The sequence below is a fragment of the Xanthomonas sp. AC360 genome, from assembly GCF_979258225.1.
Genome location: NZ_OZ409846.1, coordinates 4,625,315 through 4,641,288 on the forward strand (window position 1 = coordinate 4,625,315; position 15,974 = coordinate 4,641,288).

Genomic DNA, 15,974 nt, shown 5'->3' on the forward strand with positions numbered 1-15,974 from the left:
CGGCGACGTGGCGAGCTGGAGCGCGACGTGTCTCCCAAGGGACCGATTCCCGCGCTGTGGTCGCGCTTGCTTCGCGCCGCCCAGCTTATCTGTATCGAATGTAACTACCGAAACCCGCTTGTTGTTGAGGTTGTTTCTTTGCATGTGTCGCACGGCTTGAATGTGTGCCGAATTCCTCACTTCGGATGCGGATCCCGCCTATTTCATTAATAAATCGTTTCAACTGCTTGCGCTGCAAAGCAGACATTCATTACGTTCGGGTTAAGGCCATCTGACTCCCCGATGACCGTCACCTTATCCGTACTCCAGTTGAAAGGTCAGGAATGAGCAATCAGTTTCGTCGCCAAGTCCTCAAGCGCACCGCTCTCGCCGTCGTGCTCGGTGCTTGCCTAACCAACGGCGCGGTCTACGCGCAGAGCACCACCGGCAGCATCTACGGCAGCGCCCCCTCCGAAGCCGGCAGCACGATTGTCGTACAGAGCGACACCGGCCTGAGCCGCACCATCACCATCGACGCAAACGGCCGCTACAACCTCGGCTCGCTGCCGGTTGGCGCCTACACCGTCACCCTGAAGCGCGGCGACCAGGTCGTCGATACCCGCAAGAATGTGCAGCTGCGCGTCGGCTCGGGCACCGAAGTGTCGTTTGCAGGCGCCAGCGCCGCGAGCAACGCCGATGCGACCACGCTTGGCGCGATCACGGTCACTGCCGCCAACGCACCGAAGATCGATGTGAGTTCGACCAGTTCGCGTTCGGTGATCACCTCCGAGCAGCTGGCCACTCTGCCGCTGGGACGCAGTGCAGAAGCGATTGCGTTGTTGGCGCCGGGTGCTATCTCCGGAAGCGGAGCGTTCAACAATGGCTCGCGCTCAACCATCTCCTTTGGCGGCGCGGGTGTGACGGAAAACGCTTATTACATCAACGGCGTTAACGTCACCAACCCGTTCAACAACCTCGGCGGGCTCAGTCTCCCTTACGGCGCCATCGACCAGCAGGAAACCTATACAGGCGGCTACAGCGCAAAGTACGGCCGCTCGACCGGCGGCGTCATCAGCCAGGTGGGCAAGCGCGGCACCAACGAGTGGCATTTCGGAGCGCAAGCGGTATGGGAACCCAAATCGCTGGCGAGCTCACGCGGCGATGCTTGGTATCCGAATAGCGAACTTCCGGCGAATTACGGTTATGAAGATGATGAACTGCCCGGCACGATCTATCGCCGCGGCAAGGGCGACGTGCAGAACAGGACCGTTTACAGCGCGTACGCAGGTGGCCCGCTGATCGAGGATCGCCTGTTCCTGTTCGTGGCCGGCGAAACGGACAAGGTCGACGGAGCAACCACCAATATTGCGACGGCCGCCAGCGACCAAGGACGCAGCCATTATGAGAACAGTTCGCCGAAGTTCTACGGCAAACTGGACTGGAACATCAACGACAGCAACATCCTCGAATATACACGCATCGAAAATAACGACCGACGTTCGGGCGTATATAACAATTACGACTATGCAACACTTACGGATCAGGGTCCTTCCGGGCTGTTCACGGATACGTACAAGCTAAAAGACAGTGTCGATATCGTAAAGTTCACCAGCTACATCACCGACGACCTGACCCTCAATGCAACGTGGGGACGCGATACTCAGCACAACCAACAGTTCAACCCTGGCGCATCCGCATTACCCAATATCGCCAGTTCGACTCTGCAGGACCCGGCAATCACCGGCGGCCGGCGTATTACCAACCGGCAGGCCACCACGACTGTCAAGGCAGCAGACCCGATCAATAAGAGCCGCAATCTGCGTCTGGAGCTGAACTATCGTCTGGGCGATCATGACTTGACCGCCGGCGTGGACAATATGTCCTTCAACGCCTACGACGAAGGCGTATTTACTAGTGGTCCAGGGTATCGCTGGATCTACGGCAGCCAGGACGATCCCAGCGAACCCATCAATGGTGCGCTGGGCGTTGGCCCCTCCGGAGGTAATGGCTACTTCGTGAACCGCCGTATCTTCACTACAGCTACCAGCATGTCAGTCGAGCAGAAGGCCTACTACCTGGAAGATCGGTGGCAGGTCAACGATAACTGGCTCCTCACGCTGGGTATCCGCAACGACAAGTTCACCAACTACAACAGCGATCATGTGGCCTACGTGGACAGTGGTGACCAATGGGCGCCACGTGTTGGGGTGAGCTGGGATGTCTTTGGCGACTCTTCCTTCAAAGTGTTCGCTAACGTCGGTCGTTACTATCTGGCGCTGCCCAATCAGGTCGCCATTCGTGGAGCATCGGCCTCGACGTTCACGAACGAATATTTCACCTACACCGGGATCGACGCCAACGGTGAACCAACTGGCCTGACTGCGCTCGGCCCCGGACCGGTTTCCTCCAATGGTGAATATGGTGAGGCACCGGATCCGAACTCGTTCGCCCCAAGCGATCTGAAGTCGCAGTATCAAGACGAGTTCCTGATCGGCTTCGAAAAAACGCTTGGCGAAAAATGGAATTCAGGCGCCAAGGTCACCTACCGCAAATTGCAGACCGCGATCGACGATGTCTGCGATCCAGGACGCATGTCCGATGCGCTCCAAGCAGCAGGCGGCGACCCGAGCAGCGTGAGCATTCCTGGTTGCGTGATGTTCAACCCTGGCGAAACCAACACCTTCAACCTTGCCAACACCGATGGCTCTGGCTATACCCAGCTGCGTATGTCGCAGTCCGATTGGGGCTTCACCGACAAAGCCAAGCGCAACTACGTTGCCGTGGATCTCTTCATCGAGCATCCGTTCGATGAAAAGTGGTACGGCCGCGTCGATTACACCTGGTCGCACCTGTACGGCAACACAGAAGGACAGGTGAAGTCAGATCTTGGGCAATCCGACATCTCCAAGACTCAGGACTGGGATGCAGCCCAGCTGATGTACTACGCAGGTGGCAATCTGGCCAATGATCGTCGCCATCAGTTGAAGGCGTTCGGTGCCTACCAATTCACTCCAGAATGGCTGGCATCTGCCACGGTCAGGGTGATGTCGGGCACACCGAAGTCCTGCCTGGGCTATTACGCCGGCCCCGACGCTGCAGCGCTGGATTACGATCCGGTCGGTTATGGCTCGTCGTATCACTACTGCTATGGCCAACCTGTATCTGCGGGCGGCGCTGGCGAGACTCCATGGATCAAAAACCTCGATCTAGGTGTCACGTATCGTCCAGGCTTCGCCGATCACAAGCTGGCGTTTTCGCTGAATGTATTCAATGTACTGAATGACCGTTCGGTCAATCGCATCTCCAGCACCAATGAGGTCACTCGCCGGACCGTGTCCAACACGTACGGGCTTGGCACCGAAGCCTGGAGCTACAACCAGCCGCGCTACATGCGTCTGACTGCGTCATACGATTTCTGATCGTTTGATCGCGTGCAAAGGCGAAGGTGGGTTCACTCACCTTCGCCCTGCAGACGTACTGCCTCTGGCCCCGGTTCTTTCGGGGCCTTTTTTTTGGCTGCCATCGCTGGCCGCATCATCCCCCCAAAATCACCCGCGCAGCATTATGTCCAGGTGCCCCTGTCACCCCGCCACCAGGGTGTGTTCCCGCGCCGCAGAGATATAAACCCGGAACCGCACCGCGATAGGCACCCTGCCCCAGCATCGGGCGTGCGCTGAACAGTTGGTTGAGGCTGAGTGCGCCGTGGAAGATGTCGCCGCCGACCAGGCCAAAGATACGTTCCAGGTCCAGTGGACTCAGTACCTGGCGGCCCAGGATCGATGCGGCAAATCCCGGTGCGTAGCGCTCCACGGTGGCGATCATCAGATCGGCGACTTCGTCACGATGGTCGTCCCAGTGGCGGCCATCTGGCAATGTGGGTGCAACGTGCTGACAGAACAGGCTGGCCACATGCTGGCCGGGCGGTGCCAACGAGTCGTCCAGCGTGCTGGGTATCAGCAATTCGACCACCGGTTCGCGCGACCATCCCAAGGCGCGTGCGTCCTGCCAGGCGCGGTCCATGTAGTCCAGATTCGGCGCCAGGATGATGCCGGCAGTGAGATGGTCGCCGGCGCCGGGCAACGCAGTGAAATCGGGAAGACTCGACAGTGCAACATTCATGCGGAACGTGCCGGATCCGCAGCGGTAATGGACGATGCGTTCGCGCGTGGCCTCTGGTACGTCCTCGGGTCGCATCAAACGCTGGTAGAGCAACTTCGGATTGACGTTCGCAACCACGGCACGCGCGCGGAGCGTTTCGCCATCGGCCGTCACCACGCCCACCGCATGCCCCTGCTCCACCAACACCCGATTCACCGCACAGCCGGTGCGAATCTGCGCGCCGTATTCGCGCACACTAGCGGCCATCGCCTGGGTGATGGCGCCCATGCCGCCGATCGCGTGGCCCCAGGCGCCTTTGACGCCATTGCTTTGCCCGAACACGTGATGCAACAACACGTACGCCGTGCCTGGTGTGTACGGGCTTGCGTAATTGCCGACGATGCCGTCGAAGCCGAATAACGCCTTGATCGGTGCGCTTTCGAACCAGCGATCCAGATACTCGGCGGCCGAAATCGTGAACAGGTCGAGCAGGTCTTGTCGCAACGCAAGCGTTAAGTCCTGCAGCTGCAGCCCCACTTTGCCCACGCGCCACAGCTGCGGCAACGCCTGCAACCATCCGCCCTCGGTCACATTCGGCGGCGCCTGCAATGCCAATGCGCGCAACACGTCGGCCAATCGCTCCAGGTGCGCTTCGTACGCTGGCAGTGCAGCTGCATCGCGCACGGAGAACTTGGCGATTTCTTCAGCGGTGCGCCCCGCGCCAGCCAGCAGATACTCGCCATTGGGCTGCGGCAAAAAATTATTGATGCGGCGCGCAACCACGCGCAACCCATGCCGTTCCAACGCGAGATCGGCGATGACCTTGGGCTGCAACAACGACACTGTGTAGGACGCGACCGAGTTGCGGAACCCCGGGTGGAACTCTTCGGTAACAGCTGCGCCGCCAACGACATCGCGCGCTTCCAGTACCAGCACGCGTTTGCCGGCCCGGGCCAGATACGCAGCGCATACCAGGCCATTATGGCCGGCGCCGATGATCAAAGCGTCCAACGGTTGGGAAGCGGTAGGCATGCAGCCGTATATAGCACCGCTTGCGCAGCCGGACCATTCGAGCAATGGCGGCTGCCTCGATCGCTATGCGCTGTCCGCTCACCTCCATAGACATCGACGACCAGGCCAAGCGACCACGAGTGTGGTCCGGAGCCGCGGCGCGTGGAACGCGACAGCACCGGACTGCCGCTAGGTGCAGTCCCATGCGCGCGCAGCGGCACGCAAGCGCACCCCGAACCCGCGGTTCTACACACCCCGCATCCATGACCTTCGACACCATGCCTGTCGGCTGGCGAGGCGTAGAGTGCCGGCCACGGCCCCGTGACGGGGCTTCCCAATCGACTGTCGCTCCTGGAGCCTTTGTGATTCGAACACCTCATCTATTGACGCTGACCCTGGCCGTAGCGGCCGCGCTGAGCGGTTGCAAGAAGTCCGACGACGCCGCGCCTGCGGCCCCGGCTGGCGATACTGCAGCGGCCGCCCCCGCCGCGCCCAAGACGCTGACCCTGGACCAGAGCAAGCTGCCGGCGGTGAACCAATTCACCGCGGCCGATCTGGATGCCAATGGCAACGCCTGTACCGATCTGAACGCCTACGCAAACGCCAAGTTCCTGGCCGCCAATCCGGTGCCGGGCGACCGCACCAGCTGGGGCGCGTTCGAAATGCTCGACGAGCGCTCCAATGCGATCCAGCAGCAGCTGGCCGAACAGGCCGCAGCCGACACCGGCGCCACCGGTGTGGAAAAGATCGTCGGCGACCTGTGGTCGACCGGTATGGACGAAGCCAAGATCAACGCCCAGGGCATCGAGCCGCTGAAGCCGCAGCTGGGCGCCATCGACGCCATCAGCGACCAGGCCAAGCTGGTCGACTATCTGCGCAGCAGCGCCGCCAAGGGCGACAACGCGCTCTTCAGCTTCGGCGCCGAAGCCGATTTCAAGAGGTCCAGCCAGAACATCGCCTACGCCATGCAGGGCGGCCTGGGCCTGCCGGACCCGGAGTACTACACCAGCGCCGGCAACAAGGCCAAGCTGGAGGCATACCAGGCGCACATCGCCAAGGTGCTGGAGCTGTCCGGCGTCGCGGCAGCCGACGCCACCGCGCAGGCCAAACAGGTGGTCGCGTTCGAAACCCGCCTGGCAAAGGTCTCCAAGACCAGCACGCAGATGTCGCGCGACGCCTCGTTGGCCTATAACCCGATCTCCCCGGCCGATGCCGACAAGCTGACTCCGAACTGGTCGTGGACCGAGTTCTTCAAGTCGCAGGGCGTCGGCCAGCGCCGGAGATGTTCTCGCTGGCGATCCCGGCCTTCCATCAGGAAGTGAGCAAGATGATCGCCGACACCGACCCGGCGATCTGGCGCGCTTACTTGCGCTTCCATGCCGTCGATAGCGCGTCGCCGTTCCTGAGTCAGCCGTTCGTGGACGAGAACTTCGCGTTCTACAACAAGACCCTGCGCGGCCAGAAGGAAATCAAGCCGCGCTGGAAGCGCGTACTGGCCACCATCAACGGCCAGGCCGGCGAAACGCTGGGCCAGATGTACGTCAAGGTCGCCTTCCCGGCCGATTCCAAAGCCAAGATGGAAACCCTGGTGAGCAACCTGCGCACCGCATTGAAGGCGCGCATCGAGAAGCTGGACTGGATGAGTCCGGAGACCAAGGCGAAGGCGATCGCCAAGTGGGAAAGCTTCACGCCCAAGATCGGCTTCCCGGACAAGTGGCGCGAGTGGAACGGCCTTGCCACCAGTCGCGATAGCTACCTGGGCAACGTGTTGGCCGCGCAGGAATTCAACTACAAGTGGAACCTGTCCAAGGTCGGCAAGCCGGTGGACAAGACCGAATGGGGCATGAGCCCGCAGACGGTCAATGCCTATTACAACCCGCTGCAGAACGAGATCGTGTTCCCGGCCGCCATCCTGCAGCCGCCGTTCTTCGACCCGAATGCGCCGGAGGAAATGAACTACGGTGGTATCGGCGCGGTGATCGGGCATGAAATGACGCACGGTTACGACGACCAGGGCAGCCGCTTCGGTGCCGATGGCAACTTCATCCCTGATCCGGGTTGGTGGACGCAAAAGGATCTGGATGCGTTCAAGGGCCGTACCAGCAAGCTCGTCGCGCAGTTCGACGGATACCGCACGCCGGCTGGCGACAAGGTCAAGGGCGAGCTGACCCTGGGCGAAAACATCGCCGACCTGGGCGGCCTCAACACCGCTTACGACGCCATGAAGACCGCTACTGCCGGCAAGGACGACCCCAAGACCGACGGCATCACCCGCGACCAGCGCTTCTTCCTCAACTGGGCCACGGTGTGGCGTCGCAACTTCACCCCGGAAGAACTGGTAGTGCGGTTGAAGACCGACCCGCACGCGCCGGCCAACTTCCGCGCCATCGGTGCACCGTCGAACATGCCGGCATTTGCCGCCGCGTTCTCGTGCAAGGCAGGCGATGCGATGGTGCGTCAGGGCGATCAGCAGGTCGTGATCTGGTAATTGCGCACGCGCGGTAAATCAGGCGGGCGGCGATCGAAAGATCGTCGCCCGTTTTTTTTGGATTCTGTCGCTTTTTCTTTTGCCTGGTAGGTGAATCACGCCGGCCAGCCACATGCATTGCGACCGACAACAGTTCAACCAACCGCTTCAAGCATCCGACCGCCGCCCTCGCGGCACACTGCACGCGGTTGGACCTGCATCCATCACGGTATCCGCGCATAAGCCTCAACAAAGCTCAACGTGTACGCAGGCAGGGCCGCGCCCGCTTATGCTCGGCGTTCCTCGTTCCTTACACGGCCGACGTTCATGCCATTGTTCAAGACTTCCACGCTCGCCGTTGCACTGGTTGTGGCCCTAGCAGGCTGCAAGCGCAACGCCGAAGACATCGGCACGCCGGCAAACACCGCACCCCAGACATCTGCGACTGCCCCTGCTACCCCGGCAACGCCTGCGTTCGACATCAGCGAACTCGGCCCAGCAGCCAGCGCCTGTCAGAACCTTGACGAATTCGTCAACGGCAGCTGGGCAAGCACCAATCCAATTCCGCCCGATCACACCAGCTGGGGCGTGGACGAAATCCTGTCCGAAAAAAGCAAAGCCATTCAGCGCAACATTGTTGAAACTGCCGCCGCCCAGCCAGGCAAACATCCAACGTCGCTGGAACAGAAAATCGGCACGCTCTATGCCGCCGGCATGGACGAAGCCGCCATCGAAGCAGCGGGCGCCCAGCCGATCCAGCCACAACTGGACGCTATTGCCGCATTGACGTCCGGCAAGGATGTCGCCACTTACATCATCAGCCGTCATGGCGAAGGCGATGCGCAGGTGTTCGCATTCGCTGCGGGTGCGGACTTCCACAATGCCGCGATCCAAATCGCCTTTACGCAGGAAGGCGGTCTTGGCCTGCCGACCAAGGACTATTACACCGACGCAGAACACGCGCCCATCCGCGCGGCCTATCTTGCCTATATCGCCAAGTCGTTCGAGCTCACCGGCAGCACCGCCGATGCCGCCAAGACGCAGGCGAAGGATGTACTGGCACTTGAAACGCGCCTGGCCGCCGCATCGCTGGCACCGGTGGACGCACGCGAACCCAAGAACCAGTACCACCTGCTCAGCATCGCCGAGGCTGACAAGCTCACACCGCATTTTTCCTGGAAGGATTTCTTCGCCGCCCAGGGTGTGGACGCCGGCAGCGGATTCTCGCTGGCACAGCCGCGTTTTTTCGCGGCGTTCGACCACGAGCTGGCCAGCGCGCCCGTTGCGCAGTGGCAAGCCTACCTGCGCTTCCACGCCATCGATGGCGCCTCTTCGCGACTCAGCAAGGCCTTTGTCGACAACCAGTTTGCCTTCTACGACAAGACCCTTTCCGGGCAGCCGGAACAGCCGCCGCGCTGGAAGCAAGTCCTGCACGCGGTCAATGGCGCAATGGGCGAAGGCGTGGGTCAGCTCTACGTCGCCAAGGTGTTTACGCCCGAGGCCAAACAGCGCGCCGGCGAGCTGGTGGACAACGTCCGCGCCGCGCTCAAGACGCGCATCGAGAACGTCGACTGGATGAGCGCGGAAACCAAGGCCAAGGCCATCGCCAAGTGGAACACCTTCCTGCCCAAGATCGGTTACCCGGATACCTGGCGTGACTGGTCCGGGCTGGAGATCGTCCCCGGCGCGTATTACCGCAATCTGCAGGCAGCGGCCAAGTTCAACTATCGCTACGACATCGCGCAGATCGGTAAACCGACTGACCGCACACGTTGGCAGATGACCCCGCAGACGGTCAACGCGTACTACGACCCTGGCACCAATTCGATCAATTTCCCGGCAGGAATCCTGCAGCCGCCGTATTTCGACGCCGCCGCAGACGATGCATTGAACTATGGCGGCATTGGCGCGGTGATCGGTCACGAGGCCAGCCATGGGTTCGACGACGAGGGCAGCCAGTTCGATGGTGCAGGCAACAACGTCAACTGGTGGACGGCCGAGGATCGACGCAAGTTCGAGCAGCGCAGCGCGCAGTTGGTCAAACAGTTCGATGCCTATACCCCACTGCCGAAACACCCGACGCTGCACGTCAACGGCAAGCTCACCCTGGGGGAAAACATCGCCGACCTGGGCGGCACCAACGTGGCCTACGACGCGCTGCAGACCGCCCTGCATCAGCATCCCGAGCGGGCAAAGGCGATCGACGGCTACAGTCCCGAGCAACGTTTCTTTCTGGCTTTTGCGCGCAGCTGGCGTCAACGCGTGCGCGAGCAACAGCAGATGGTCGCCCTGGCCTCGGATCCGCACGCGCCAAGCATGCTGCGCGCCATCGCCTCTCCCGCCAACATGCCGCAATTCGCCACCGCCTTCGCCTGCAAGCCGGGCGATGCGATGGTGCGGCCCGACAAGGACCGCGTGGTGATCTGGTAAGCGCGGCTGCAAGTGCTCCGCTACTGGACCCACTGCATAGGCCCGCTCACGCGGGCCTATCGCATTCGTGGCAAACGGCCGGTACCGATGACAGACGACAGCGCGTACGTGTCTGTGCAGCAAGCTGCCTTGATCACCCGGCACCTTGGGTTGGCCACTCTTGTTCTCGATGCCGCCATCGGCAAGCTGACCTTCGCTCCTCATTGGGTCGCCTTTTTTTGCGGGTATCGGCCATTACCGCCAGGCACCGCCAGTACCGCCAGCCCTGCCCTCCTCCCACCAGGTACGCTGCAGCCGCTGCGTGAACCGCGGCTGCCAGCAAAGCCTCAACAAAGCTCACCGCATGCGCTCGCAAGGCCGTGCCCGCTTACGCTCAGTGCTCTTTCACCCGACTGAGCTTCCATGTCACCGATCAAGACCTCTACGCTCGCTCTGGCATTGGTTGTGGCCTTGGCGGGCTGCAAGCGCGAAGCCGACGACAGCAGCAAGCCGGCGCAACCGGCTGCGCCGACGCGCGCATCGGCAACCGCCGGCACTACCACAACGAAACCCTCGTTCGACATCAACGAGCTGGACACGGCAACAAGCGCTTGCCAGAACCTGGATACGTTCGTCAACGCCAAATGGGCCAAAGCCAATCCGATTCCAGCCGACCGCACCAGCTGGGGCATGTTCGACGCACTAACGGAAAAGAGCCTGATCACGCAGCGAGAGATCGTTGAAAGCGCCGCGAAGCAGGCAGACAAGCAAACCGACCCGCTTGCACGCAAACTTGGTCTGCTCTACGCCACGGGGATGGACGAAGCCGCCATCGAAGCGGCGGGAGACCAGCCGATCCGTCCGCAGCTGAAAGCCATTGAGGCGCTGAAATCCGCCAAGGATGTCGCCAGCTACATCACCAGCCGCTATGCGGAGGGCGATGGCAATGTCTTCGAGTTCGGCGCGAGCGCGGACTTCCACAAGGCAGACCAGCAAATCGCCTTTGCCAGCGAAGGTGGCCTGGGCCTGCCGACCAAGGACTACTACACCTCCGCCGAATACGCTCCCATCCGTGCGGCCTATCTGGCCTACATCGCCAAGTCGTTCGAACTCACCGGTAGCGATGCCGACGCGGCCAAAGCGCAAGCCAAGGACGTGATGGCACTGGAATCGCGACTGGCTGCCGCCTCGCTTACCCCAACCGATGCACGCCAACCCAAGAACCAATACCACTTCGTCAGCGTTGCCGAGGCGAACAAGCTCACCCCGCACTTTTCATGGAAAGACTTCTTCGCCGCGCAAGGCGTGGATGTCGGCGCAGGCTTCTCGCTATCGCAACCGCGCTTCTTCGCGACGTTCGACCAGCAATTGGCCAGTGCGCCGATCGCACAGTGGCAGGCCTACCTGCGCTTCCATACCATCGACGCGGCATCCAGACAGCTCAGCAAGGCATTCGTCGACAACAACTTCGCCTTCTATGGCAAGGCCCTGTCCGGACAACTGGAGCAACGCCCACGTTGGAAACGCGTGCTGCGCGCAGTCGACGGAGCCATGGGCGAAGGCCTTGGCCAACTCTACGTCGCCAAAGTCTTCACGCCCGAAGCCAAGCAACGCGCCACCGAATTGGTCGACAACCTGCGTGCAGCGCTCAAGACGCGCATCGAAAACGTCGACTGGATGAGCAACGAAACCAAAACAAAGGCGCTTGCAAAGTGGGAGGCCTTCCTGCCCAAGATCGGCTATCCGGACACCTGGCGTGACTGGTCGGGGCTGGAGATCGTTCCCGGTGCCTACTACCGCAATCTTCAAGCGGCGGCCAAGTTCAATTATCACTACGATATCGCCCAGATCGGCAAACCCACCGATCGCAAGCGTTGGTCGATGCCTCCGCAGACGGTCAATGCGTACTACAGCCCAAGTACCAACACCATCAATTTCCCGGCCGGCATCCTGCAACCGCCGTTCTTCGATGCCAACGCCGACGACGCCCTGAACTACGGCGCCATCGGCGCGATCATCGGACACGAAGCCACGCATGGCTTCGACGATCAGGGCAGCCAGTTCGATGGCGCGGGCAACAACGTCAATTGGTGGACTGCGCAGGATCGCAAGGCATTTGAGCAACGTGCAGACGGCTTGGTGAAGCAGTTCGATGCCTATGTTCCCTTGCCCAGCCACCCCAACATGCATGTCAACGGCAGACTCACCCTGGGCGAAAACATCGCCGACCTGGGCGGTATCAACATTGCCTACGACGCGCTGCAGACTGCACTGCGTCAGCACCCCGAGGGCGTTGCGACTATTGACGGGTACAGCCCCGAGCAGCGGTTTTTCCTGGGCTTTGCGCGCAACTGGCGTGGACTCACACGCGAGCAGCAACAGCTGGTCTACCTCGCAAGCGACCCCCACTCACCCGACAATCTGCGGGCCATCGCCGCACCTTCGAACATGCCGCAGTTCGCCACCGCGTTTGCGTGCAAACCTGGCGACGCGATGGTGCGGGCTGAGAAAGACCGCGTGGTGATCTGGTAGGCGCTGCGCGAGGCACTACCTGCAAACGCTTCCAACACGATAGCTACACGCACAGGCCCGCACTCGCGGGCCTGTCGCATTCATGCAAACGGCCGGTACCGATGACGAACGGGGGCGGGCGCCCGCCTGTGCGAGGCGCAGCCTTGCTAAACTTCGCCGACTTTACTCTGGCCACCCTTCTTCTCGATGCCCACCATTCGCCCGCTTGCCCTCGCTCTTGGCTTCAGCCTGATCACGCTGCTGTCCGCCCCCGACGCCGACGCCGCTCGCAAGAAGAAGGCAGCCCCCAAGGCCCCGGCCGTGTCTGCGGCCTGCACCAATTTCTACGACTACGCAAACGCCAGCTGGCTCAAGGCCAACCCGGTGCCGCAGGCCGGCGCCGTGACCGCGCTGGGCCAGCTGTCCGAGCGTGCCCTGCAGCAGCAGCGCGAGCTGCTGGACGCGTCGATGAAGACGCCGCAGGGCAACGTGCAGAAGCTGCTGGGCGACTTCTGGGCCAGTGGCCTGGATGAGGCGGCGGTGGAGAAGGACGGTTCCAATCCGATCGCTCCCTTGCTGTCGCGCATCGACGCAATCAAGAAGGCCAAGGATGTGCCCGCTTCGATCGCCGCACTGCATCAGGTCGGCATCCCGGTCGGCTTCAACTTCGGCCCGGACGTGGACCTGAAGGCGCTCGACCGCCACATCGGCTACTTCATGCAAGGCGGCATGGGCCTGCCGGACCCGGCGTTCTACACCCGCACCGATGCCGATACCCAGGCGCTGATGGGCCGCTACCGCGCCTACGTCAAGCAGATCCTGGCGCTGACCGGTACCCCGGCCGACAAGCTCGACGCCGATGCCGCCTCCGTGCTGCAGATCGAAACCGCGCTGGCGCGTAGCGCGCAGTCGGTGCAGGGCATCAACAACCCGTTCAACAACTACGCGCCGATCGCCACCAAGGAACTGACCAAGCAGTACAAGAACCTGCGCCTGGCCGACTTCCTGGAAGCGCAGGGCGTCAAGGACGACCTGGTGTCGATGGCCGACCCGGCGATGTTCAAGCAGCTCGACAGCATGATCGTCAGCATCAAGCCGGAGCAGTGGAAGGCCTACCTGCGCTGGCGCGTGGGCGATGCGATGGCGCCTTACCTGTCCAAGAGCTTCCACGATGCCGAATACCAGTTCCGCGGCCGTCTGCTGCGCGGTGATGCGATGCCGCCGCAGCGCTGGCAGCAGGTGCTGGACGCCATCAACGTGGCCGCCGGCCCGATGCTGGGTCGCGAATACGTCGCGCGCTACCTGAGCAGCGACACCCGCCGCCAGGCCGAGGCCATTGCCGACCAGGTCCGCGATGCGCAGCTGGCCGCGCTGGAGCGTACCGGCTGGGGCAATGGCGAAGCCGTCGCCGAAGCCAAGGCCAAGCTGGCCGCGATGAAGATCGAAGTCGGCGCGCCGCGACGCGATCTGGACTACACCGTGCAACCGATGGGCCGCGGCAGCTTCGGCGGCAACATGCTGATCGCCTCGACCTGGCGTCACCGCGAGGAAATGAAGCGCATCGGCAAGGGCAACGCAGACCGTCGCTGGGACGTGCTGCCGCAGCAGCCGGCAGTGGCCTACGACATCGCGCAAAACCGCCTGATCGTCACCGCTGCGGTGTTGCAGGCACCGGTGCTGACTACCGGCGGCACACCGGCGGCCCAGTACGGCGCTTACGGTGCGCTGGTCGCGCACGAACTCACCCGTGCGATCGATGCCAAGGGCTCGCTGGTCGACGCCAAGGGCGAGCTGCGCAGCTGGTGGACACCTGCTGAAAAGAGCAGCTGGACCGAGCTGACCGGCAAGGTGGCCAACCAGTTCGCCGCCTACCCGTACCCGGGCGTGCCCAACGTCAAGGTCAACGGCGCGCAGACCGCCGAAGAGAACCTGGCCGATCTGGCCGGCGTCGAACTGGCCTGGCAGGCCTTCAGCAAGGCGCAACCGGCAGCCACCGAGGCCGACAAGCAGGCGTTCTTCACTGCCTGGGCCGGCCTGTGGGCACAGCAGTTGTCGCCGAACGAAGCGGTGCAGCGCGCAAGCGCCGACATCCGCGCACCAGGCCAGTGGCGCACCAACGGCCCGCTGTCCAACCTGCCGGAGTTCGGTGCAGCCTTCAGCTGTAAGGCAGGCCAGCCGATGCAGCGCGTGGACGCAGAGCAGATCAAGATCTGGCGCTGAGCCCCGATACGATCGGCAATACAGATCGGCAATAAAAAAGAGCGCGGATTCCGCGCTCTTTTTTTGTCCCAGATATCCGTGCCGGAAAATGCTTGCTCTGTTTTCCGCTTGATCCGCTTGATCCGTTTTTCTGCTTGATCCGTTTTGGATTGATTTACGTTTTGCTCAAACCGTCGTTGCTTGATCTGCCTTTCGCTTGATCCGCTTTTAGCCTGATCTGCTTTTCGCCTGATCTGCCTATCGCCAGATCTGCCTTTCGCCGGATCTGCCTTTCGCCTGATCCGCTTTTAGCTCGACTCGCCTTCCGCTAGATCCGCTTTCTGCCTGGCCAAGCCTCTCCCCGGACCTGCATTTCAGCCAGCTCGTTGCCTAATCTGCTGGTCGCTAGATCCACGGTTGCCTCATCTGCTTCCGCCGCGATAAGCCATCCGCCACCCTGCTCTCGTAGGAGCGGCCCTGGCCGCGATGCGGCCTTACCGGCCACCTTAATCGGGCCTAGCGTCACTCCTACAACTCATGCCGACCCGGCAAACCGTCTTTTGACTCAGCGCACCACGCGCAGCGGCGGCTTGCGTCCCTTTCCGCCGCCACCCTTACGACCACCACTACCGCCAAACGGCGACTGGCCGCGCCAGTAGCGGATCATCAACCAGCCGAACAGCATGCCGCCCAGGTGCGCAAAGTGCGCCACGCCCGGCTGCCAGCCGGTGGCGCCGAGAAACAGTTCGATCGCGCCGAACACGATCACGAACGTGCGCGCCTTCATCGGGATCGGCGGAAATAGCAGCATCACGCGCTGCGTCGGGAACAGCATGCCGTAGGCCAACAACAGCCCGAACACGCCACCGGAAGCGCCCACCACCGGTGCACCACTCTGGGTAAACCACGCCATCAGCAGCTGGCAGAGACCAGCGCCAGCCACGCACACCAAGTAGTAAGTCAGAAAACGTTTCTGCCCCCAGGTCTGTTCCAGCGGCGCGCCGAACATGAAAAGCGCCAGCATGTTGAAGAACAGATGGTTGAAACCACCATGCAGAAACGCGTAAGTCAGCAACTGCCACGGCATGAAGCTGGCGCCGGGCGAGAACGCATCGAACCCGTTCGAAATCGGCCACAGCATGAGCCATGACAAGGTGGAGTCGGATGGCAACACCCCCGCCCCCAGATCGCCCAAGGCCCACTGCAGCAAGAACAAACCGATATTGGCGATCAACAGTGCTTTGGTGACGGGCGGCAATTGAGGCATGGCGGCATTCCTTCTGAATGCTGTCGATGATAA

At 62.0% G+C, this 15,974-nt stretch carries 6 protein-coding genes and 1 pseudogene; 5 read left to right on the forward strand and 2 right to left on the reverse strand.

What is annotated here, in order from left to right:
• Positions 1–323: 323 nt before the first annotated feature.
• Positions 324–3,398, forward strand: a complete 3,075-nt coding sequence (locus ACZZ0O_RS19845) for a TonB-dependent receptor (RefSeq protein ID WP_055850002.1) — start codon at positions 324–326, stop codon at positions 3,396–3,398.
• A 115-nt stretch (positions 3,399–3,513) separates the two neighbouring features.
• Here ACZZ0O_RS19845 and ACZZ0O_RS19850 read toward each other — a convergent pair whose 3' ends face one another.
• A complete protein-coding gene (locus ACZZ0O_RS19850; protein ID WP_463591636.1) occupies positions 3,514–5,109 on the reverse strand; it encodes a phytoene desaturase family protein in 1,596 nt (531 codons plus the stop codon).
• 362 nt (positions 5,110–5,471) lie between these two features.
• Between ACZZ0O_RS19850 and ACZZ0O_RS19855 the strand changes: the two are divergent.
• The 4 genes and pseudogenes from ACZZ0O_RS19855 (at position 5,472) to ACZZ0O_RS19870 (ending at position 14,695) form a co-directional block, all read left to right on the forward strand.
• Positions 5,472–7,576: pseudogene (locus tag ACZZ0O_RS19855) on the forward strand (M13 family metallopeptidase).
• A gap of 306 nt (positions 7,577–7,882) precedes the next feature.
• Positions 7,883–9,985: a M13 family metallopeptidase gene (locus tag ACZZ0O_RS19860; RefSeq protein ID WP_463591637.1), complete on the forward strand. Its 2,103-nt coding sequence runs from the start codon at positions 7,883–7,885 to the stop codon at positions 9,983–9,985.
• A gap of 402 nt (positions 9,986–10,387) precedes the next feature.
• Complete coding sequence (locus tag ACZZ0O_RS19865) at positions 10,388–12,496, forward strand: M13 family metallopeptidase (protein ID WP_463591638.1); 2,109 nt, start codon at positions 10,388–10,390, stop codon at positions 12,494–12,496.
• Between the two features lie 186 nt (positions 12,497–12,682).
• A complete protein-coding gene (locus ACZZ0O_RS19870; RefSeq protein ID WP_463591639.1) occupies positions 12,683–14,695 on the forward strand; it encodes a M13 family metallopeptidase in 2,013 nt (670 codons plus the stop codon).
• Positions 14,696–15,239: 544 nt separating this feature from the next.
• Here the strand turns inward: ACZZ0O_RS19870 and ACZZ0O_RS19875 are convergent.
• Positions 15,240–15,941: a rhomboid family intramembrane serine protease gene (locus ACZZ0O_RS19875; RefSeq protein WP_055849991.1), complete on the reverse strand. Its 702-nt coding sequence runs from the start codon at positions 15,939–15,941 to the stop codon at positions 15,240–15,242.
• Positions 15,942–15,974 lie beyond the last annotated feature (33 nt).

Coding starts and splice junctions, on each gene's coding strand:
- ACZZ0O_RS19845 (WP_055850002.1), top strand. CDS start 324: ATGAGCAATCAGTTTCGTCGCCAAGTCCTCAAGCGCACCGCTCTCGCC.
- ACZZ0O_RS19850 (WP_463591636.1), bottom strand. CDS start 5,109: ATGCCTACCGCTTCCCAACCGTTGGACGCTTTGATCATCGGCGCCGGC.
- ACZZ0O_RS19860 (WP_463591637.1), top strand. CDS start 7,883: ATGCCATTGTTCAAGACTTCCACGCTCGCCGTTGCACTGGTTGTGGCC.
- ACZZ0O_RS19865 (WP_463591638.1), top strand. CDS start 10,388: ATGTCACCGATCAAGACCTCTACGCTCGCTCTGGCATTGGTTGTGGCC.
- ACZZ0O_RS19870 (WP_463591639.1), top strand. CDS start 12,683: ATGCCCACCATTCGCCCGCTTGCCCTCGCTCTTGGCTTCAGCCTGATC.
- ACZZ0O_RS19875 (WP_055849991.1), bottom strand. CDS start 15,941: ATGCCTCAATTGCCGCCCGTCACCAAAGCACTGTTGATCGCCAATATC.